Origin of the sequence: Streptomyces sp. NPDC049954, from assembly GCF_040656295.1 — a bacterium.
Classification (GTDB): Bacteria; Actinomycetota; Actinomycetes; order Streptomycetales; family Streptomycetaceae; genus Streptomyces.
This window is the reverse complement of sequence record NZ_JBFALS010000002.1, coordinates 551,015-571,546: the sequence shown is the minus strand read 5'-3', so window position 1 is coordinate 571,546 and position 20,532 is coordinate 551,015. Positions and strand designations below refer to the sequence as shown.

Annotated in this window: 13 protein-coding genes; 3 read left to right on the top strand and 10 right to left on the bottom strand. The window is 71.2% G+C overall.

The annotated features are described in order from the left end of the window. Positions 1–486 precede the first annotated feature (486 nt). Positions 487–1,875: a cystathionine beta-synthase gene (locus AB0J21_RS06025; RefSeq protein WP_363144588.1), complete on the bottom strand. Its 1,389-nt coding sequence runs from the start codon at positions 1,873–1,875 to the stop codon at positions 487–489. Positions 1,876–2,000: 125 nt separating this feature from the next. On the opposite strand from AB0J21_RS06025, the gene AB0J21_RS06020 reads away from it, so the two are divergent. Beyond that, complete coding sequence (locus AB0J21_RS06020; RefSeq protein WP_363144587.1) at positions 2,001–3,116, top strand: SGNH/GDSL hydrolase family protein; 1,116 nt, start codon at positions 2,001–2,003, stop codon at positions 3,114–3,116. A gap of 104 nt (positions 3,117–3,220) precedes the next feature. Here AB0J21_RS06020 and AB0J21_RS06015 read toward each other — a convergent pair whose 3' ends face one another. Both AB0J21_RS06015 and AB0J21_RS06010 read right to left on the bottom strand, forming a co-directional pair. Next, the gene (locus AB0J21_RS06015; protein ID WP_363144586.1) at positions 3,221–3,478 is read right to left on the bottom strand and encodes a hypothetical protein; all 258 of its coding nucleotides are present in this window, start codon (positions 3,476–3,478) and stop codon (positions 3,221–3,223) included. 73 nt (positions 3,479–3,551) lie between these two features. Continuing rightward, on the bottom strand, positions 3,552–7,811 hold the full coding sequence (locus AB0J21_RS06010; RefSeq protein ID WP_363144585.1) for a hypothetical protein: 4,260 nt from the start codon (positions 7,809–7,811) through the stop codon (positions 3,552–3,554). Between the two features lie 1,656 nt (positions 7,812–9,467). Here AB0J21_RS06010 and AB0J21_RS06005 point away from each other — a divergent pair. Beyond that, positions 9,468–10,688, top strand: coding sequence for an acetyl-CoA C-acetyltransferase (locus tag AB0J21_RS06005; protein ID WP_363144584.1), 1,221 nt, complete (start codon positions 9,468–9,470; stop codon positions 10,686–10,688). Between the two features lie 285 nt (positions 10,689–10,973). Beyond that, positions 10,974–11,822 (top strand): hypothetical protein, encoded by an 849-nt coding sequence (locus tag AB0J21_RS06000; RefSeq protein ID WP_363144583.1) that lies wholly within the window; start codon positions 10,974–10,976, stop codon positions 11,820–11,822. A gap of 54 nt (positions 11,823–11,876) precedes the next feature. On the opposite strand, the gene AB0J21_RS05995 is transcribed toward AB0J21_RS06000, so the two are convergent. The 7 genes from AB0J21_RS05995 to AB0J21_RS05965 all read right to left on the bottom strand — a co-directional run bounded on the left by AB0J21_RS05995 (position 11,877) and on the right by AB0J21_RS05965 (position 20,528). After that, entirely contained in the window at positions 11,877–12,794 is a 918-nt protein-coding gene (locus AB0J21_RS05995) for a CoA ester lyase (RefSeq protein ID WP_363144715.1), read from the bottom strand. 41 nt (positions 12,795–12,835) lie between these two features. Continuing rightward, entirely contained in the window at positions 12,836–14,110 is a 1,275-nt protein-coding gene (locus tag AB0J21_RS05990) for a CoA transferase (protein WP_363144582.1), read from the bottom strand. Between the two features lie 62 nt (positions 14,111–14,172). Beyond that, positions 14,173–15,120 (bottom strand): ribokinase, encoded by a 948-nt coding sequence (gene rbsK / locus AB0J21_RS05985; RefSeq protein WP_363144581.1) that lies wholly within the window; start codon positions 15,118–15,120, stop codon positions 14,173–14,175. After that, positions 15,117–16,646: an ADP-ribosylglycohydrolase family protein gene (locus AB0J21_RS05980; RefSeq protein WP_363144580.1), complete on the bottom strand. Its 1,530-nt coding sequence runs from the start codon at positions 16,644–16,646 to the stop codon at positions 15,117–15,119. Before AB0J21_RS05980 ends, rbsK begins: the two co-directional genes overlap by 4 nt. Then, positions 16,643–17,788 carry an ADP-ribosylglycohydrolase family protein gene (locus AB0J21_RS05975; protein WP_363144579.1) on the bottom strand — a complete coding sequence of 382 codons (1,146 nt, stop codon included), beginning with the start codon at positions 17,786–17,788 and terminating at the stop codon, positions 16,643–16,645. Before AB0J21_RS05975 ends, AB0J21_RS05980 begins: the two co-directional genes overlap by 4 nt. Continuing rightward, positions 17,785–19,305, bottom strand: a complete 1,521-nt coding sequence (locus AB0J21_RS05970) for an ADP-ribosylglycohydrolase family protein (protein WP_363144578.1) — start codon at positions 19,303–19,305, stop codon at positions 17,785–17,787. Before AB0J21_RS05970 ends, AB0J21_RS05975 begins: the two co-directional genes overlap by 4 nt. Continuing rightward, positions 19,302–20,528, bottom strand: coding sequence for an ADP-ribosylglycohydrolase family protein (locus tag AB0J21_RS05965; RefSeq protein ID WP_363144577.1), 1,227 nt, complete (start codon positions 20,526–20,528; stop codon positions 19,302–19,304). Before AB0J21_RS05965 ends, AB0J21_RS05970 begins: the two co-directional genes overlap by 4 nt. Between the last annotated feature and the right edge of the window lie 4 nt (positions 20,529–20,532).

Genomic DNA, 20,532 nt, shown 5'->3' with positions numbered 1-20,532 from the left:
CAGCTCGCAGGCCCTAGAGGTGCGTGCGCACGGGAAGTGACCGATGCGCGGGGACCGCCGCACCCCCGTGGAACGGGGGGCGGGACGACGGCGGTCCCCGCGAGGGACGCGGGCCGGGTCAGGGCCGGGCCGCACGTCCTAGGCGTCCTTGGAGGTCCGGGAGCCGCTCCGGAGGTTCCATGGCGCCGTTTCGGTCGCCGGCCTGAAGGGGAGCCGCTCCCTTCCTGCCGACACCCACTAATGTGCCGGACGCTTGTTAACCGGGTGCTGCGTGGACGTGACGCCCTCGTACCACTTACGCGAGATGTTCGAACGTACGGACGAACGAAGAGTCAACGCGCGGTGAACGCGCAGGACGATCACCGCGTACGGGGATATTCCGCGCGTACCGCGCCGCGCCGCGCCTCGCGGAGCCGGGAGGCCGGGAGGCCAGGGCCGCCGCAGCCGCCCCGGCCCGCCGCAGCGCGCCGCTGCCCCGGCTCAGGGCTACTTTCCGGCCTCGCGGGCGAGGAAGGCGAGGAGGTCCTGCCGGCTGACGACCCCGGTCGGCTTGCCCTCGACGAGGACGATCGCCGCGTCGGCGGTACCGAGCACCGCCATCAGGTCGGAGACGGGCTCCCCGGAGCCGACCTGTGGCAGCGGGGAGGACATGTGCCGCTCCAGCGCGTCGTCCAGGGTGGCGCGGCGGGCGAAGAGCGCGTCGAGCAGTTCGCGTTCCACGACGGAGCCCACGACCTCGGCCGCCATGACGTCCGGGTGCCCGGCGCCGGGCTTGACGATGGGCATCTGTGAGACGCCGTACTCGCGCAGCACCTCGATGGCCTCACCGACCGTCTCCTCGGGGTGCATGTGCACGAGGGACGGCATCGGGCCCGCCTTGTACTTGAGCACGTCACCGACGAGCGGCTCACCGCCTGCGTGCTCCAGGAAGCCGTAGTCGTTCATCCACTCGTCGTTGAAGATCTTGCTGAGGTAGCCGCGGCCGCTGTCCGGGAGCAGGACCACGACGACGTCCTCGGGGCCCAGGCCCCGCGCGACCTCCAGGGCCGCCACGACGGCCATCCCGCAGGAGCCGCCGACGAGCAGGCCCTCCTCCTTGGCGAGCCGGCGCGTCATCTGGAAGGAGTCCTTGTCGGACACCGCGACGATGCCGTCCGCGACGGTCCGGTCGTAGGCGGTGGGCCAGAAGTCCTCACCGACGCCCTCGACGAGGTACGGGCGCCCGGAACCGCCCGAGTAGACGGAGCCCTCCGGGTCGGCGCCGATCACCTTGACCGCGCCGTCGGACACCTCCTTGAGGTAGCGACCGGTGCCGGAGATCGTCCCGCCGGTGCCCACCCCTGCCACAAAATGGGTGATTCTGCCCTCGGTCTGCTTCCACAGCTCGGGGCCCGTGGAGTGGTAGTGGGAGAGCGGGTTGTTCACGTTGGAGTACTGGTCCGGCTTCCAGGCGCCGGGCGTCTCCCGCACGAGCCGGTCGGAGACGTTGTAGTACGAGTCGGGGTGCTCGGGGTCGACGGCGGTCGGGCAGACGACGACCTCCGCGCCGTAGGCCCGCAGCACGTTGATCTTGTCGGTGGAGACCTTGTCGGGGCACACGAAGATGCACTTGTACCCCTTCTGCTGGGCCACGATGGCGAGCCCGACCCCGGTGTTTCCGCTGGTCGGCTCGACGATGGTGCCGCCGGGGCGCAGCTCCCCGCTCTCCTCGGCCGCCTCGATCATGCGCAGCGCGATGCGGTCCTTCACGGAACCGCCGGGGTTGAAGTACTCGACCTTGGCCAGGACCGTGGCCTGGATTCCCGCGGTCACCTGGTTGAGCTTCACCAGCGGGGTGTTGCCGACGAGGCTGATCATCGAGTCGTGGAATTGCACCGTTGTCTCCGGGCTCCGAGTAAGGGCTCGCTATGGGTGCCGCCAGCCTAGAGGGACCACCCACTGTTCACGGTCCGTCCGCCCGGACCGCGATTGGCGCACCGCCCTCACGGGGCATGGAGTGAATGTACGGCTACGAGGAGGTGCTGCGTCGCATGTCGTCCAGGGCGAGGGTGGCACGGCGGATCGCCGCGGGAGCGGCGTACGGCGGTGGCGGGATCGGGCTGCTGTCGGCAGCCGGGGTCGGGCTGGTCCTGGCCGAGGTCCAGTTGGCGAAACGGACGGTGGGCACCGGGGAGATGGTGGTGCCGCCGCACGCGGACGGGCGGTACGGCAGGACCATGTCGGCGTTCGCGCTGAACGGCGTGGCGGAGGAGGGCCCGGGCACCGGTCCGGGCGCCGCGGCGAGCGCGGGCACGGACGAACCGCTGCGGTTCGCGATGCTCGGGGACTCGCTCGCGGCCGGACAGGGCGTGTACCGGGCCCGGCAGACCCCGGCGGCGCTGCTCGCCTCGGGGCTCGCCGCGGTCGCGGAGCGCCCGGTGGACCTGCGGAACGTCGCGCTGCCGGGGGCCCGCTCGGACGACCTGGACCGGCAGGTCTCGCTGATCGTGTCCGATCCGGACGGGGTGCCCGACGTGTGCGTCCTCATGATCGGCGCGAACGACGTGACGCACCGGATGCCGGCGACCCAGTCCGTTCAGCTGCTGAGCGCGGCGGTGCGCAGGCTGCGTACGGCGGGCGCGGAGGTCGTGGTCGGCACCTGCCCCGACCTGGGCACGGTCGAGCCCGTGTACCAGCCGCTGCGCTGGCTCGCCCGGCGCGTGTCCCGGCAGCTCGCCGCGGCGCAGACCATCGGCGTCGTCGAGCAGGGCGGCCGCACCGTCTCCCTGAGCGACCTGCTGGGCCCCGAGTTCGAGGCGAACCCGAGAGCCATGTTCGGCCCCGACAACTACCACCCCTCGGCCGAGGGCTACGCGACGGCGGCGATGGCGGTCCTGCCGACCCTGTGCGCGGCGCTGGGCCTGTGGCCCGAGGAGGAGCACCCGGACGTCACCCGCCACGAGGGCTTCCTCCCGGTGGCGAAGGCGGCGGCGGAAGCGGCCTCCGAGGGCGGCACCGAGGTCACCGCGGTACCCCCCTCCCCGGGCCGTGGCCCCCTGGCCCTCCTCAAACGCCGCCGCAGAGACCGCATCCACCCACAGGACCAGCAGAAACCGGAGAGCCGGTCGAGAGTGTGAACGGGCGCTTCGCCAGGAGCCGTTTCCGGGCCCTTGAGGCAGGGCCGCTGGTGCGGGTTCCCCGGACTGCTGCCTCCTGAAGAGACGGTGACCGCCTGCCGGCGTCAGCGCCGCGTCTTTTTCTCAGGAAATGCCAGCTTCAGAAGGAGGAAAAAGATGGAGAGTGCCGCGCCCGGGCCCAGGATTCCCACCATTGACACACCCAGGCGGGTTGCCAGGTAGGTAGCGACCACGGCGATCGCGCTGACTGCCGCGTGTATGCCCAGGAGGAGAGTCGCATAGCGATCACTCCGCATTCCCAGGAAGGGAATCATCGCCCAGATCACTATGATGAGAAAATACATGACAGGAATGAGGATCATGTGAAACTTTCCGCTGTTTCGGGGCGGGGCCGATAACCCCGCCCCGAACACAGAGACGAACATTCACTTGCTGCTAGCTGCTGTACTCCGGCGACGGATCTGTACTCGGCCAAGAACAGAACTTGCCTGAGGGGTTGGTCCCGGGACTGTCAAGCCCCGCGTCTATACCCCAGGGATTTCCACTCTGCCCACTGAGCGGCCCACACCTTCCGTACGGCATTCCCTCACCGTCCAAGTCCACGACCGAACTGAAGGCGCTGAAGTTCCCCTTGATCAAGGGGGCCGCACTGTTGGTGTGCGCACCCTTCTGATCGATGGCCGTGCCGTCTAGATAGAGGTACTGGCTCGGCATGTGGCTCGCGCGCAGGATCGGGTCCTCGTCGTACGGCTTGACCGTACCGTCGGCGCAGACCTGGAAGCTCAACTCCTCCCAGATCGGAGGCGCCTGGTTCTGCAAGGATCCCGTCACGCCGGGCTTGAAATACGCGTTGTAGATCTCACCAGCGAGTTTCGCTATGGGATCGCCGATTACGCTGGAATCCTCGATCTTTTTCTTCCAGTTTTCGACCGAACTTGTCACACCACTGTTCGAAAGCATGGGGCGGTATCCAATGGAACCGCCTGAGGTGTTCAATGCCCGGACGCACGTTCCGTCGGCCACGACTGTGGGCTTCAGGCCCATCGCCGCGTAAGCCCTGCCGGGGAATATCCCGTTGGAGTTCGTGTTGGTGGTGGTTTCCAGTCCGTTGTGCTCATTCAGGTCCGTCGTCGTGTAGTTCAGATTCGGCGCATCGATGTGATAATCCTTTTCGATGGCGGCGAACGTCTCCATGATGAAATCTGGCACGTGCGTGTCAGCGGTTCTGTCGTCGTACTCGACGTACTCACTGCCGCTGATCACTTTCCCCGAATCGTCTTTCACGAAGGAGACCGTGGCCTGGTTGCGGATCTTGAAGGCGCTGTCGTCGGTGTCGAACCTTGCCGGCTTCGATGCACTCGTGGGCCGGTCCGTGTAAGGATTGGAATAGTGGAGCCAGTTGGTCATCCCCTTTCCGTCAGGGTGGTCCGAGGGGTCGACCCCCGCTTCCTTCACGGCCTTGTTCCACCGCTCCATGGCCGCCCTGGTTTCAACCCCGGCACATCCAGGAGCGGGGAGGTCGATGCACCCCGGCAGGGAGGTGACGTCACCAGACGTCTTGACACCCCAGTCATAGATGTCCTGCCGGGACTTGAACGGCGTGTTGATCGGACCGGTGCTCAAAGAGTCCGCATCGAGGTTCTGGTCTTCGTCGAAGAAACCGACAGCCTCGACTGTGTGCTCTACGTACGTTCCCTTGATGGGGGCGACGGCCACCGCATCGTAGGCGATGTCCTGATCGCCGGTGCCGTCCTGCGTGATGTTCTTGAGTGTGATCTTCGGCTTGCCCTTGAACATAAAGGCCCCGATATTGACCCAGCGGTTCCCGCTACCGGGCTGCGAAACTACCCTGGTCCGGACCCCGAGACCGGTATCGATCACGTATTTGGCCTGCTTTGTCTGCGCCCCGTGGTCGGGTAGATGCACCAGGACCTTCGCTGGACCGTTCAACGCGTCGTTGAACGACCACGCCCCGGTCACCATCAACCGGTTACCCTTGGCATCGTTTTTTCGCGTGTGTGCGAAGTAAAAGTGTCCGCCGAACCCGGCGCCCAGTTGATGCAAGTCAACCTTCGAGGGATAGACAGCTTCAGCTCCGTTGTTGGAGAAGCTGAAGGTGAACTTCCCCGAGTTCTTCCAGTCATTGCTGCAACCGGGACGCATGACAGGGGTCCCGTCCGGCACGTCATCGACGATGAGAGCTCCGGAGGGCAGTCCCGAAGTGGTACAGACCGGCGGGTACGCGGTGCCGTCCGGCTCTTCCGGATAGTCGTTCTCGTTGAATCGGATGAACTCGTACCCGCAGGTGGTGGAGCAGTCGTCCTTCCAGGTAACGGACTTGCTCCACCAGCAATGGAAATCCTCCCGCCCGCAAGGCCCAGTAGATCCGTCATCATTGGAGGCGCCGTCGGATATCTTGCCTGGGTTGCAGAAGTTGGACGAGTCACAGAAGGCATCCTCTGGGGCCTTCACGTGCGCACGGTTGTAGAGCGCACTTCCCTTCATATCGACTCCTGCGCTGTTGCCGTTCCAGGTGGCGGGACGGAAAGCAGGAACCATGTTCCCCGGGGACTCCAGGAAGGAGGGCGGGTGAGCCGCGAAGCCGAGGACCTTCTCCTGGTAGGGCCAGTTCTGCGGGTGGGCTGCGGCGGTCGCGTCCTCGCCGCCGCCGGCGTTCTCCATGAAGGGCAGGCGTGATGCGTCCCATTCGGGATTGGCGGGGTTGTTGGCCCACCCCAGGCCCCACGGCGTGCCGTCACCGGTCTTCGCATGGAACCCGGAGTTGTAGGCCCACAATGCGTAGTACCAGTTCTCGGGCCGAAGGGAGCTGCCGTGGTTGACCGTCATACCAGCGGACCTGGTCTCGTTCCACTTCTGGACGAGGATTTGCAGGCCTGCCGCAATGTTGGCGGTGTAGTCGAGAGCAACAGCACGTTGCTTCTGGTAATCCCAGGCGGCTCCCCCGTGCCCGTCCTCGCGGCCGGCCAGACGCATGTGGTCGGTTACTTGGCTGATCCCGTAACCGCAGTCGGCCTCAGCGAAGTCGACGTCCCAGTCGTTGCTGGTGTCACCGTCGTAGAGATCGATGCCGTAGTAGTTGCCGATCAGCGGATTGGCCGTAACGCCAGGGACGGCCTCGCGACCTGCCTGCCACATATTCGACTCCTGAGTGGTGACGCCGAGCATGACCTGGGCCATGGTGCGGTCACCGCCCTCGACCACCGGGTTGAGGAAGAGGGTCTGCGGCGAGTACGCCGGCATGCCCAAATTCTTCCAGTTGGCCGGTCGAGATATCCAGGTGTTCAGGTAACCCTTCACAGCCTGGTCCACGGCCCATTCCACCTGCCGGGGCTTGGGCTGCATGGCCTGGTTGCGGGGATCATTGCGGGGCACCGCACAAGTGCGCTCATCCTCAATGGGTTCCGTGGGCGAAGAGGCGACCGTCGCCCTCTTGCCGGCGCGGGTTCCCTTGCCCGACGTGGCTGATGCCCCGCCCGTAAGACCGGGGGACTGCGCGGTCCCCTGGGCAGCAAAGCCGGCCTTGCGGGTATCCGGGTCGAAGACGAACGGTATCTCAGCGTCCGTGGGCTGCAGCACAGCCGTCATCTTGACCTTGCGCGCACCATCAGTCTCACCGGGAAGCAGGAGCGCCCCCTTGCCGTCCGCCCAGCGCGGAGCAGTGACAGTTGCCGCGCCCGTAGTGGAAATCGTCACGGTCTTCGGGGCCCCGGGCAGCCGTCGCGCCCACTTCGGCAGACTGCTGGTCCCAGCTTTCGTGGGCCCCGTCACGTAGACACGGCTGCCGCTTCGGACCAGCCCGGTCTCAGTCGTCGCGCCCTGTGCGAGGACTCGTGGCGCTGTCTTGTCGATGCCCTTCCGGGCCACATGCGCAGCAGAGATCCATTTCACCTTTGCCGTACTTTTGTGCTTGTCGAGGAAGACGATTCCCCCTTCACCATCCGGGGCAAGCCGGTAAGGCACCGAGTCCGTCCGTGCGAGGGGAGTGGTGCTGCCGGACGGGCTCACCTCTGCCACAGCGTTTCCCACTGCCGCAGCTATACCGTGGTCTCCGAATGGGACAGCGGACGTCACCTGTCCCTTGGTCTTGATCGGGGGCTGAACCTTGCCGGTGACGGTGTCGAGCCGTATCAGCCGCGTTCCCGGCAGGTCGTCGCCGCCCGACTGGGTGAGCACGGCTTCCTCGCCGTCACCACACCCCGGGTTGTAGTAGGAGAGCGAGGCAAGCGTCGCCAGCTTCCTCACTTCACCACTGTTCAGATCGACCACGGCGGTGAAAGCCCCGCGGGCCATCAGTTGCGGTTTGTTGGTGAAGGTTCGAGGCGCGTACGTGACTACGGCACGCTTCCCTGAAGCGGTGATGCAGGCGTTCCCGATCCAGGCATCCGTGTCGAACCCGGGTTCCGCAAGGGTAGCCGTCGTTTGCCACGTATAGCCGTCCTGCTCGCGCGCCGTCAGGACATGGAAACCTTGAGCATCACCCGTGGTCGTCCAAGCGACATCCGCGGATTTCTTCCATTCGGCACCCAGCACGTCATCCCGGGCAGCCGCAGGGACGGCATCGGCTGCCGTGCTGCTTTTACTATCCGCAGGTGCTTTACTCGCGTCCGGCTCACTCGACCATGCGGGAGTCTGCATCAGACTTCCGACCAGGGTCCCCGCGACCATGGCGGCCAAACATGCGATTTTTTTAGGTCTTAGGCGCTGCAACATGCGTGTTCGTTTCCTGCTTTCCTGTCGCTGTGAATTGGGAGAAGACGATAACGTCGTGGCACTAGAGATCGCGTGAAGCTGCACTCAGCCCATCACCATCGGCCTGGAGACAGCGCGTGAACACAGCGAGGAAGCCAGGAAAAGGGCCGAGAAATGCCGGAGTCACTTCATCCCCGCTGCGGCTGCGCGCATCCCGGAAGACGCGAAAGTGCTGGCAGAAAGGTAAGAGGAGGCAGCTTCACGACGGGGCTGCCAGCCCCCTCCCCTGACGTTCACTCATGATCGACCGCGTACGAGTCCTCGCCGCGACCAAGTCGACGGTCGCGGCGACGAGTCCGGAGCAGCTGCACAGAGCCCGACTAGGGGGCCGTTCAACCTCGCGATTTTGGCGGTGCCTTCGCTGGGCGCTGCGGACCAAGCGCAGGCAGACGGAGGCGCGGGGCATGGCCAGGATCACCACCGGCCGCTCCGCCAATCCACTTCCCCGCCAGATGCAGTCCGCAGCTCAGCCGGGCCAACAGGAGGCAGTGCGCCGGAGATCTCTCCAGTCGTGACCACCTGTGCCAGCGGGGCCTGCCAGTGCCGTGTCAAACAGCTACAATGCAATGGCATATCAGCGTCCACTGGCGTCGGCCATGGACCGCACGGGATTAAGGCGCCGGCCGCACAGGATTCAATGGACTACCTCGCCTGGGCCTCCTCATTGACCCTGACACCCTTGATATCCCTTAACTCGACCTGCCCGCTGCCCCACTGACCGGGCTGAGCCACCGCAGACGCGGTAGGTGCAACCATCATGAAACACGTCAGGGCGGCGCAAGCCCCCTGTACCAGTTGCTTTCTTCATATTTCCCCCGGTGGTAGCAGCACGGCGAGCTTGCGGAGCAGAGAGTATCGCGTCGAACCCACAGGTGACCCGGGATCGCTGATGTTTTTGTCCGCTAAGGCGCCAATCATCCGCGCTTCGCTGAGCGGTCAATTTTTCGCCACCTTGGCCGCGTTGACCGATCCCGGGGCGGAGGGTGCGGGCTTGTTGTACGAAGGTGGGCTGATCTGCATCTTCGCGTGCGAATGGAGTTGCCCGTTGGAGAGGGTTGCGCGACAACAGGCCGGTTCTGTACGGCCAGAACCGATCGACAGGCCGCTCCTCCCCGGACCCTCCGCACAGGCTCTGTAGAGGACCGGCAGCACGGCGTCCGTTCATCACGGTGATGCGGGTGCATCATGCTGAACCAGACAGGTGCGTTCCGGGGGGCAGTGCCATGGAAGACCGTCGATAAGGCGGGACGAGGTCGGTGACCGGGCAGCCCATCGTCGGCGATGGTCGTGGTCGTGCCGACGGCGGCCTCGCGCCGGATGCCTCCCATGCCTTGCAGCCGTTTGCCTTGCAGTCGTTCCGGTTGCCGGGCAGGGCTCGGCCGCCAGTGGCAGCCTGCGGCTGAGTGGGCAAGCAGCTTCCGAACCGGGGCCCGGGGGGACCGCCGCGACCGGTCCTGCGGCTCCGCAGACCTGAGCGACCGCTTAGAAATGCGTGACGCGTCACAACCCGCACCTGGTGACCCCCGGCCGACCGACCGGTAACTTCACGAGGGCCCGACTGTTTCTCCGACAGGAGCCGTGATGCCCGAAGCCGTGATCGTCTCTGCTGCCCGATCCCCCATCGGCCGCGCCTTCAAGGGTTCCCTCAAGGATCTGCGCCCGGACGACCTGACCGCGACCATCATCCAGGCCGCGCTCGACAAGGTGCCGGGGCTGGACCCGCACGACATCGACGACCTGATGCTCGGCTGCGGCCTGCCGGGCGGCGAGCAGGGCTTCAACCTGGGCCGCGTCGTGGCCGTACGGATGGGCATGGACCACCTGCCGGGCTGTACGGTCACGCGCTACTGCTCGTCCTCGCTCCAGACCTCCCGCATGGCCTTCCACGCGATCAAGGCGGGCGAGGGCGACGTCTTCATCTCGGCGGGCGTGGAGATGGTGTCCCGCTTCACGAAGGGGAACTCCGACAGCCTGCCGGACACGCAGAACCCGGTGTTCGCGGAGGCGGAGGCCCGGACCGCGAAGGTCGCCGAGGAGGGCGCCGACAGCTGGCACGACCCCCGCGAGGACGGCCTGGTCCCCGACCCGTACATCGCGATGGGCCAGACGGCGGAGAACCTGGCACGGCTCAAGGGGGTGACGCGCCGGGACATGGACGAGTTCGGGGTGCGTTCGCAGAACCTCGCCGAGCAGGCCATCGCGAAGGGCTTCTGGGAGCGCGAGATCACGCCGGTCACGACGCCGGACGGCACGGTCGTCAGCAAGGACGACGGTCCGCGCGCGGGGGTCACGCTGGAGGGCGTCGAGGCCCTGAAGCCGGTGTTCCGCCCGGACGGCTACGTCACGGCAGGCAACTGCTGCCCGCTGAACGACGGGGCGGCCGCGCTCGTCGTCATGAGCGACACGAAGGCGCGCGAGCTGGGGCTGACGCCGCTGGCCCGCATCGTGTCGACGGGTGTCTCGGGGCTGTCCCCGGAGATCATGGGCCTCGGCCCGGTCGAGGCGTCGAAGCAGGCGCTGAGCCGCGCGGGCCTGGGTGTCGGCGACATCGACCTGGTCGAGATCAACGAGGCGTTCGCGGCGCAGGTCATCCCGTCGTACCGCGACCTCGGTATCGACCTGGACCGCCTGAACGTCAACGGCGGCGCGATCGCGGTCGGCCACCCCTTCGGCATGACGGGCGCGCGGATCACCGGCACCCTGATCAACAGCCTCCAGTTCCACGACAAGCAGTTCGGCCTGGAGACGATGTGCGTGGGCGGCGGCCAGGGCATGGCCATGGTCATCGAGCGGCTGAGCTGAGGTGGAGCGGAAGGTAGGGGGCACCTGTCCCCGGAGGCCCCTTTCACCACGCAGCGTGAGCGTCGCACCACCTAACGCCGCCTGATCAATTCGTGACCCGATCTCCCCCGGGATGTGATCTAAATCCCGGGGGAGTTTCGTTTGCCCAGGTCAGCGAGATTGAAGGGTCAACATCCCGCCGGAAAAAACCTCCCAAATGGTGACGTTACGCACTGACAGGTCGGGCGTTCAGGGCTCAAGCTGTTGTAGAAGTCGGGGATCTCGTCGGAATCAGGAGTAACGACAGTGAGCGCCTTGCCTCTTGCCCTGTTGATCGTCACGGCCGCCGCCGTCGCGGTCGGAGTCGTCGCCCTCCGCGTCGCGCACGCCCTCCGTGGTGAGATCGCCGCCCTGCGGTCCGAACTGGCCGCGTACGGACGGCCCGTCGCCCGCCTCGCGGTGCCCGCGGCCCGTACCGACACCGATGCCATACGCGCGGCGGTCGCCGACGCCCTCGCCGAGGAGCGGGAGCGCGAACTCGCCGAGGCGCGCGCCTTCTGGGCCGCGCAGGAAGCGCGGGACGCCTCCGACGCGCCGTCCCTGCTGGGCGGCATGGCCGGGTTCGGCGAGGAGCTGTTCGGGCCGCGCGCGGGCGAGGCGGCCGGGGTGGAGATCGTTTTCGGCGAGCCGGGCGAGGCGCCCTTCGCCTACGACCACGACCTCGCGGACCCCGACCCGGTGTCCGGGAGCGAGGCCCGGGAACGCGAGTTCCCCGCCGACTCCCCGGAGCTGGCGGCGGCCCGCAGGCGGCACCCCTCGCACCCGGACTTCGTCCCCTCGCAGCCCTCGCCGATCGGCGACCACGACCTGACGATCGCGCGGCTGGAGCAGCTGGCCGCCGACCGCACCGAGCTGGCCGACGTGCGACCGGGTCCGCTCGGCACCCTCGACGTGTACGTCTTCGAGGACGGCACGACGCTGTGCACCACCCCCGGGCACCGGGAGACGGCCGAGCTGCTCGCGGAGGCGGTGCGCGAGGGGCGGGCGCCCTGTCTGCTGGGCGGCTCCGGGGTGTCCGGCGCCTTCGCGCTGACCTTCGGCTGCGGCGAGGAGAACGTCTACCTGCTCGCCGACCGCGTCATCGCCTCCGTCTGAGCCTCCGTCCGACCATCCGTCCGGCCCCCCGCCCCCTCAGGGGCGCCCGGCGTCTCACCCGTGCCGGGGGGAGCGGGCGCGTTCCGCGAGCGTGAGGGTGCGGCGGGCGCCCGCGACCACCGCCGCGTCCACGAAACGACCGTCGGCCAGCGCCAGCGCCCCGGCGTCCCGCCCGGCGGCGGCCAGGGTCTCCCGGGCCGCCTCGACCTCCCGGGACGTCGGCAGGTAGGACCGCTCGATCACCGGCAGTTGACGCGGGTGGATCGCGGTCCGGCCGAGGAACCCGAGCGACCGCCCCCGCAGGCACGAGGCCGCGAGCCCCTCGACGTCGCGCACGTGCGGGTACACCGACTGCGCGGGCGGCGCGAGCCCCGCCGCGCGGGCCGCCACGACGGCGCGGGCCCTCGGCCAGGTCAGCGCGGCCTCGTCCCGCATCCCGAGGTCGGCCCGCAGATCGGCCTCGCCGAGCGCGATCCCCCGCACCGCCGGATCGGCGCTCGCCACGGCGAAGGCGTTCTCGATGCCGAGCGCCGACTCCAGCAGCGGATACAGCCCGGGCACCGCCCCGGCACCGGCCGCCTCGCCCCGCTTCTCCCGCTTCTGCGGCTCTCCTCGCTCTCCTCGCTCCCCCCACTCCCCGAGCACCCGTACGACGTCCAGGACCTCGCGCGGCGACTCGATCTTCGGCAGGCGCAGGCCGGCGAGGCCGGGAAGCCCGGACAGCGCCTCCAGGTCCGCGCGGGCGAACGGTCCGGACAGCGCGTTGACGCGTACGTGCACGGCGGCCGGGCCCGGCTGCGGGGCGGACAGCAGCTCGGCGGTCGCGGTACGCGCGTACTCCTTGCGGCCGGGGGCGACGGCGTCCTCCAGGTCGATCAGGACGACGTCGGCGCCCGAGCGCAGCGCCTTCGCGACCACCTCGGGCCGGTCCCCTGGCGCGTACAGCCAGGTCAGGACGGGCTCCTCCGCGATGCCGGTGGAGGCGGGCGGCGGGCTGGTCACGGAGCCGGTGCTCACAGCGCGCCGCCTTCCCGCAGGGCGGTGATCTCGGCCTCGTCCAGGCCGAGTTCGCCGAGGATCCGCTCGGTGTCGGCGCCGTGCGGACGGCCCGCCCAGCGGACGGCGCCGGGTGTCCCGGAGAGCCGGAAGAGGACGTTCTGCATGCGGATCGGCCCCAGTTCCTCGTCCTCGACGGTCGTGATGGTGTTCAGCGCGCGGTACTGCGGATCGGTCACGACGTCCCGGACGTCGTACACGGGGGCGACCGCCGCCTGCGCCTGCTCGAAGGCGGCGACGACCTCGGCCCGGTCGTGGCGGGCGATCCAGCCGCCCACGGCCTCGTCGAGGGCGTCGGCGTGCTGGGCGCGGCCCGCGCCCGTCGCGAACCAGGGCTCCTCGGCGAACTCGGGCCGGCCCACGAGCCGCACCACCCGCTCGGCCACCGACTGCGCGGAGGTCGAGACCGCGAGCCACTTGCCGTCGGCGGTGCGGTACGTGTTGCGCGGCGCGTTGTTGGTCGAGCGGTTGCCGGTCCTGGGCTGGACGTAGCCGAGCTGGTCGTACCAGATCGTCTGCGGGCCGAGCACCGCGAGCATCGGCTCGATGATGGCCATGTCGACGACCTGTCCGTGCCCGGTGCGGTCCCGTCCGGCGAGCGCCGTCATCACCGCGTACGCCGTGGCCAGCGCGGCGACCGAGTCGGCGAGGCCGAACGGCGGGAGGGTCGGCGGGCCGTCCGGCTCCCCGGTGGTCGCGGCGAAACCGCTCATCGCCTCGGCGAGCGTCCCGAAGCCGGGGCGCGAGGCGTAGGGCCCGAACTGGCCGAAGCCGGTGACGCGGGCCAGGACCAGCCGCGGGTTGACCGCCGACAGCTCCTCCCAGCCCAGGCCCCACTTCTCCAGCGTGCCGGGGCGGAAGTTCTCGATGACGACGTCGGCGCGGGCGACGAGCCGCAGCAGCACCTCGCGACCGCCCTCGGTGGACAGGTTCAGCGTCAGGTTGCGCTTGTTGCGGCCGAGGTGCTTCCACCACAGGCCCACGCCGTCCTTGCTGGGGCCGTGGCCGCGTGAGGGGTCCGGCTTCGTCGGGTGCTCGACCTTCGTGACCTCGGCGCCGAAGTCGCCGAGCATGGTGGCCGCGAGCGGCCCGGCGAAGAGCGTCGCGAGGTCCAGGACGCGCAGCCCGTCGAGCGGTCCTGGCCCCGGCGCCGTCGCTGTCCGCCGCGTGCCGGGGCCGGGGTCGGGTTCCCGCGTGCCGGGGTCGGGTTCCTGCGTACGGGGGTCATGCATGGGCGGTCCTCCAAAGCCTCTGAACTGGTGCCCGGTGGTGGGGCGACGGGCGGCCGGGGCGGTCAGCCGGACGCGGCGACCAGCGCGTCGATGTCAGCGCGTACGGGCATGGACGAGGAGGCCCCGGCGCTCCGCACGGACAGCGCGGAGGCGGCCTGCGCCCAGGAGAGCGCGCGCCGCGTCGGGACGCCCTCGCCGAGCGCGACCGCGAGGGCGCCGACGAAGGTGTCCCCGGCCGCCGTCGTGTCGACCGCACGGGTCGGGTAGGCGGGGACGAGTACGGGTTCGGCGCCGCGCCGGGCGTGCAGGCAGCCCCGGGAGCCGAGGGTGACGACCACCTCGGGCACGGCGTCGAGCAGGGCGAGCGCCGCCGCGTGCGCGTCGGGACGGCCGGTGAGCGTCGCCGCCTCGTGCTCGTTGGGCACCAACAGGTCGATGACGTCCAGCAGTTCGTCGGGCAGCGGCTGGGCGGGCGCCGGGGTGAGGACGGTGCGCACGCCGTTCCTGCGGCCGGCCCGCGCCCCGTCCAGGACGGCCGCGCAGGGCAGTTCGAGCTGGAGCAGGAGCGCCCCGGACGCGGCGATCGTCTCCTCGTCACCGTCGACGAGGGAGGTGACGGTGCCGTTCGCGCCGGGCACGACGACGATCGAGTTCTCCCCCGCGTCGTCCACGACGATGTGCGCGGTGCCGCTGGGCCCCCGAACCGTCCGCAGCCGTTCGGTGGCCACGCCCGACTCGGCCAGTACGGCGCGCAGTCCGCCGCCGAAGTCGTCCTCGCCGACCGCGCCGATCAGCGACACCGCGCCGCCCGCGCGGGCCGCCGCGACCGCCTGGTTGGCGCCCTTTCCGCCGGGGACGGTACGGAAGGTGTGGCCCGTCACCGTCTCCCCGCGCTCCGGGGCGACCGGCGCGTACGCCACGAGGTCCATGTTGGTGCTGCCGAGCACCGTGATCCGGGCGGTACGCGGGTGAGCCGCGTCCGCCTGCGTCGAGTTGTCGGCCGGGTTCATGAGGTACCGCCCTTTCCTGTGCCGGCCGGGGTCCCGGTCACCGCGAGGGCTGCGGTGCGGGCGGCCAGTGTGTCGAAACCGATGCCGTCGAGCCCGGCCACGGTCGTGGCGAGGCGGTTGCGCAGCGGGGCGGTCCACCGCTCGGGGAGCGCCCCGGGGCTGCCCGCGAGCAGACCGGCGACGGACCCGGCGGTGGCCCCGTTGGAGTCGGTGTCCCAGCCGCCGGACACGACCCGGCACACGGAGGCGTCGAAGTCCCCGTCGGCGTGCGTGAGTCCGGCGGCGAGCAGCGCCGCGTTGGGCAGGACGTGCACCCAGTGGTGGTCGCCGTACTCGGCGTGCAGCCGGTCCACGACGGACGCGAAGCCCTCGGCGGTGCCGGTGGGTTCGGCGCGGGCCGCCTCGATGCCGAAGCGCACCGCGCGCGCCAGCCGCGAGCGCCCGGGCACGACGGACAGCCCCGCCGCGAGCGCCCCGTGGACGTCGCCGCGCCCGCCGGCCGCCTCGGCGACCGTCGCGGCGGCGAACATCGCGCCGTACACGCCGTTGGCGGTGTGGCTGAGGACCGCGTCGCGCCACGCCTGACCCGCCGCGGCGTACGGGTCGCCGGGGCGGGTCCAGCCGAAGACGTCGGCGCGGATGAGGGCGCCGATCCACTCGCGGAACGGGTTGCGCAGCGCGCCCGTCGCCGGGGGCTCCACCCCGTCCAGGAGGTTGCGGTACGCGACCCGTTCCGCGGTGAAGGTACGGCCCGCGGGGAGTTCGTCCAGCCACAGCCGCGCGACGTCGGCGGTGGTGAAGTCGTGGCCGTGCCGCTCCAGCAGGAGCAGGCCGAGCAGCGGGTAGTTGAGGTCGTCGTCCTCGGGCGCCCCGTCGATGTTCTCGGCGAGGGACGTGGGGCGGCTGCGGCGGTTCCACGGCCAGCGCGCCGCGGTCGCCGCGTCCAGCCCGATCTCCGTGAACCAGGTGCGCAGCGGCCAGTTTCCGGTCGCGGCGGCGATCTCCCTGATCCCGGCGAGCGGCAGCTTCTCGACCGGTTTGCCGAGCACACAGCCCACCGCGCGGCCCAGCCAGGCCGCCTCCAGACGGGCGGTGAGCCCGTCGGCGACCCCGGGCGGCGGACCGTCCGGACGCGGCAGGGCGCGCGCGGCGGCGCGGACGTCCGCGAGGCCGGTCGGCTCCCCGGCCTCGGCCGGCCCGTCGAACGCGTCGAGTTCGTCGAGTTCGTCGAGGAGGGTGAGCGCGAGGGCGCGCAGCGCGGGGTCGGCGGGGCCGGTCGAGGCACCCGCGCGTTGTGGCGCGAGATGGCCCCCGGCGGCGAGCCAGCGCTGTTCGACGCGGGCGACGGCCTCCGGGTCCCGTCCGTCCTGCGCGGCCTGCCGCAGCTCGTGCCCGAGCAGGTCCTCGGGCTGGACCCAGGTCACCCGCAGGGCGGGGCCGGGGTGCGGCTGCGTGGCCGGGCCGGGGTGCGGCCGGGGCTCCGGGGCGGTCCCAGCGTCCGCCCGTCCCCCGGTCCTCGTCGTCATCGCTGCCCCGCCAGCTCGGTGAAGGCCGTCTCGTGGGCGCGCCTGCGGGCCAGGTCCCGGTCGAAGACCTCGCGGGTGACGGCGGCGAGTTCGGCGGCGGGCGCGAGGAGGTCGAGCCTGCTGGCCCGCGCCACCTCCTCGCTCCACTCGGCGGGGATGCCCGCAGTGCCGTGCAGCACCCCGGCCAGCGCGCCGCTCATCGTCGCGATCGAGTCGCAGTCCCGGCCGTAGTTGACGGAGCCGAGCGCGCTGCGCCGGAAGTCGCCGCCGCCCACGAGCAGCATGCCGAGCGCGACGGGCAGTTCCTCGATGGCGTGCAGCCGCGAGGGCCTGCGCGCGCCGAGCGAGGGCTGCCGGTACTGCGGACCGACCGTGTCGAAGGGCGCGACGGCCTCCCGCAGCGGGACGAGGGCCTCCTCGAAGTCCTCGTACCGGGAGGCCACTTCGCACACCGCCTCTATCGCGGCGCGCGTGCCGTCCTTCGCGAGGGCCAGGGCCGCGCCGACGACGGAGTCCGGGGTGGCGCCCGGGCGGAAGGCGGCGGCCACGGCGGCGGCGAACACCCCGGCCGCCTCCCGCCCGTACGAGGACTGGTGCGGGGCGGCGACCTCCAGCGCCTCCGTGTAGGCGGCGGCCGGATGGCCCGCGTTGACGACACCGACGGGGGCCATGTACATCGCGGCCCCGCAGTTGACGATGTTGCCGACGCCCGCCTCGCGCGGGTCGACGTGCCCGTAGTGCAGCCGCGCCACGATCCACTTCTCCGCGAGGAACACGCGCTGGAGCGGCAGCGCCTCCGCCTCCAGCTCGGGAATCCAGCGCGGGGTGCCGATGAGGTCGGGCACCAGGTGGTCGGCGACGCTGTAGGCGTCGAGGTGGTCGCGGACCTTCGCGTAGACCCGTACCAGGGCGTGCGTCATGAGGGTGTCGTCGGTGACGTGCCCGTCGCCCTTGTGGTACGGCGCGATGGGCCGCGCGGTGCGCCAGTCCTCGTAGAAGGGGCCGACGATGCCCTGGACCCGGCCGCCGTGGCGTTCCGCGATCTGCTCGGGGGTCCAGCCCTCCACGGGGCCGCCGAGCGCGTCGCCCACAGCGGCGCCGACCAGGCAGCCGGCGACGCGGTCCTCCAGCGTGAGCTTCATGAGAGGTGGGGTCCTTCCGTGACGGTTTCGCTGACGTGTTCGGTGAGGTCTTCGGTGACGTGTTCGGCGAGGTCTTCGGCGGCGTTCCCGGGGGCGGCCTCCGGGCTCGGGCCGGTCGCCGCGAGCGCGCTCGCGAGGGCGACGAGGTCGGTCCCGGTCTGCCGGGGCAGGGCGCAGCCCGCGAGGGTGCGGCACGCGTCCCGCCAGGCGCGCGGCAGGGACTCGGCGCCGCTGAGCGCCCCGGCCAGCGCCCCGGCCAGCGCGGGCGCGGAGTCCGCCACCCGGGACAGGCACGCGGCGGCCGGGACGGCCTCGCCCGGCGCCCCGCCCGCGGCGAGGACCAGGGCGAGGGCGACGGGCACCGTCTCGGCGGCGGCGATGCCGTAGCTGTAGACGTGGTCGATGATCTGGTGCTCCAGCACGGGCACGAGCCCGAAGGCGTGGCCGGTCCCGTCCGGATCCCGCGTCGTCGCGGTGCGGGCGAGGGTGACGGCGTGCCGGGCGTTGCGGCCGATCTCGGAGCTCTCGGGCAGCTCCCGCAGCGCGGCCTCGACGCACACGGCGGCGGGGTGACCGGCGAGGGCCAGGGACACTGCGGCGGCCATCGCGCGCGCGCCCAGCACCCCGTCGCCGTCCTGCGTGTAGCGCGCGTCGTACTCGGCGAGGTCGGCGGCGGCGGCCGGGTCCCCGGGGTGGACGACGGCGAGCACGCAGGCCCGGGTGCAGGCCGCGTCGTCGAAGTAGTGCGGGTTGTCGTGCCCGGTGGCCGGCGGGCGCAGCCCCGCCGCGAGGTTGCCGAGCCCGGCGCGTACCGAGATCCGGGCGCGCAGCGGCATCACGGCCGACTCGACCTCGGGGGCGCGGGCCGCGGCGGCGGAGATCTCCGCCGCGAGGGAGATCCACGACAGGTCGACGGCCGCGCGCACCCGGCGGTCCTTGCTCAGGTCGCTCAGCAGCGTCGCGTGCGAGGCGAGGATCGAGTCGGCGGTGAACGCGGCCCACTCGGCGTCGTCGGAGGGGCCCAGCCGCAGCGGCTCCGGCGGCTGGTTGAGGGCGATGGGCACGGGCAGGGTCGTCGTCGCGTTCTGCTCGGCGAAGGTGTCGAGTTCCCGGGTGAGCCTGCGGGTCCACTCCGGCATCCGCGCGGCCCGGTGCCTGGCGGCGGGCCACCCGGCGGCGTCCCCGGCCGCGAGCCCGAGCAACAGGCCCTCGACGCGGCGCAGTTCGAGCCCGGACGGGCCGGTGGTCCCGGCGTCTCCGGTGGCTCCGGTGGCTCCGGTGGCTCCGGTGGCTCCCGTGCTCCCGGCGTCTTCGCGCGGGCCGCGCTGCCGGGTGACGCGGGTGCCGGGCGCGGACGGGTGGCCCCCGGCCGACGCGGCGTGCGGCACGGTGCCGCGTCCGGGGGCGGCCTGTTCGGACACGGCCCCGTCCGGGGCGTGGGCCCGCTCCCCGGAGGGGGCGGGGCGCGGTTCCCCGGCGGCGGCGGGGGTGCGGGCGGAGGTGGTGCGGATCGTCATGACGCGGCCCGTCCTTCTTCCTCGATGGTGCGGGCTTCCCGGGGGGCGGCTTCGGGGCGCCGGGGGCGCGGGGGCCCGGCCGGGGGTCCCGCGGCGCGCAGCCGGGCCCGTTCCAGGGTCTCGACGCGGTCGCGGTCGGCGCGGTCCCCGTCCCCGTCGGGTACGAGGAGGTCGGCGATGTCGCGTACGTGGTAGCCGGCCATGGCGGGCAGGCAACTGCCGCGCACCGGCTTGATCGCCCGGGTCCAGGCGCCGGGGATCGCGGCGTACCCGGCGAGGGCGCCCGCGAGGGCCCCGGCCAGGGCTGCGGTGGTGTCGGCGTCGCGGCCCATGTTGACGGCCGTCAGGACGGAGCCGCTGAAGTCGCCGTCCGCGAGGGCGAAGGCACCGAAGGCGAGGCCGATCGCCTCGGGCGCGAGGTCGGTCCACGGGTAGCCGCCGATGACGACGGCGGAGCGCACGGCGCGTTCCCGCTCCAGCCGGCTCAACGACGTGTCGAGCCGGGCGCGGCCCGCCGTGGTGACGGCGCGGCGCAGGGAGCGGGCCGTCCAGGAGTCCTCGGGGATGACGGAGAGCGCGGCGGTCACGACGGCCGCGCTGCCGCCGCCCACCATGGCCGCCGCGACCCCGGCGGCGGCGGCCTGACCTCCGTAGATGCCCTCGCCGTCGTGGCTGACGGTGCCGTCGATGGCGACGAGCCGCGCGGCCTCGGCGGGCCGTCCGGCGGCGAACACGCCGAAGGGAGCGGCGCGCATCGCGAGCCCGTCGCTCCAGGCGTGCCGGTGCTGCGCGGTGATCGGCGCGGCCAGTCCGCGCCGCAGGTTCTCCAGGGTGCCGCGCTCGCTGAACCCGGCGCCCCGGAAGGGCCCTTCGTCGCGGTCCGCGATCCAGTGGTGCCACGCGGCCTCGACGTGGGCGGTGGTGAGCGCCGCCCCGTACTCGGCGAGCAGCAGCCCGGAGAGGATCGCGTACTCGGTGTCGTCGGTGCCGGCCGGGTCGTCGGTGACGAAGTCCTCGATGCGGCCCCAGCGCTGGCGGATCTGGGAGGGCTTCATGTTCTCGGCGGGGGCGCCGAGGGCGTCGCCGACGGCGAGGCCGGTGAGCGCGCCGCGCGCGAAGTCGCGGGGGCTGCCCGGGGCCGGGGCGGGCCGGCCCGTGCCGCCCGGTGGCGGGGGGCCGGGCCGGTGGCCGGGCGGAGGGGGTGAGGCGGTCGGTGCGCTCATGCTG

Bases quoted from the DNA above. Each gene is read 5' to 3' on its own strand.
- AB0J21_RS06020 (WP_363144587.1), top strand. From the start codon at position 2,001: ATGTACGGCTACGAGGAGGTGCTGCGTCGCATGTCGTCCAGGGCGAGG.
- AB0J21_RS06015 (WP_363144586.1), bottom strand. From the start codon at position 3,478: ATGATCCTCATTCCTGTCATGTATTTTCTCATCATAGTGATCTGGGCG.
- AB0J21_RS06005 (WP_363144584.1), top strand. From the start codon at position 9,468: ATGCCCGAAGCCGTGATCGTCTCTGCTGCCCGATCCCCCATCGGCCGC.
- AB0J21_RS05990 (WP_363144582.1), bottom strand. From the start codon at position 14,110: ATGCATGACCCCCGTACGCAGGAACCCGACCCCGGCACGCGGGAACCC.
- rbsK (WP_363144581.1), bottom strand. From the start codon at position 15,120: ATGAACCCGGCCGACAACTCGACGCAGGCGGACGCGGCTCACCCGCGT.
- AB0J21_RS05980 (WP_363144580.1), bottom strand. From the start codon at position 16,646: ATGACGACGAGGACCGGGGGACGGGCGGACGCTGGGACCGCCCCGGAG.
- AB0J21_RS05975 (WP_363144579.1), bottom strand. From the start codon at position 17,788: ATGAAGCTCACGCTGGAGGACCGCGTCGCCGGCTGCCTGGTCGGCGCC.
- AB0J21_RS05970 (WP_363144578.1), bottom strand. From the start codon at position 19,305: ATGACGATCCGCACCACCTCCGCCCGCACCCCCGCCGCCGCCGGGGAA.
- AB0J21_RS05965 (WP_363144577.1), bottom strand. From the start codon at position 20,528: ATGAGCGCACCGACCGCCTCACCCCCTCCGCCCGGCCACCGGCCCGGC.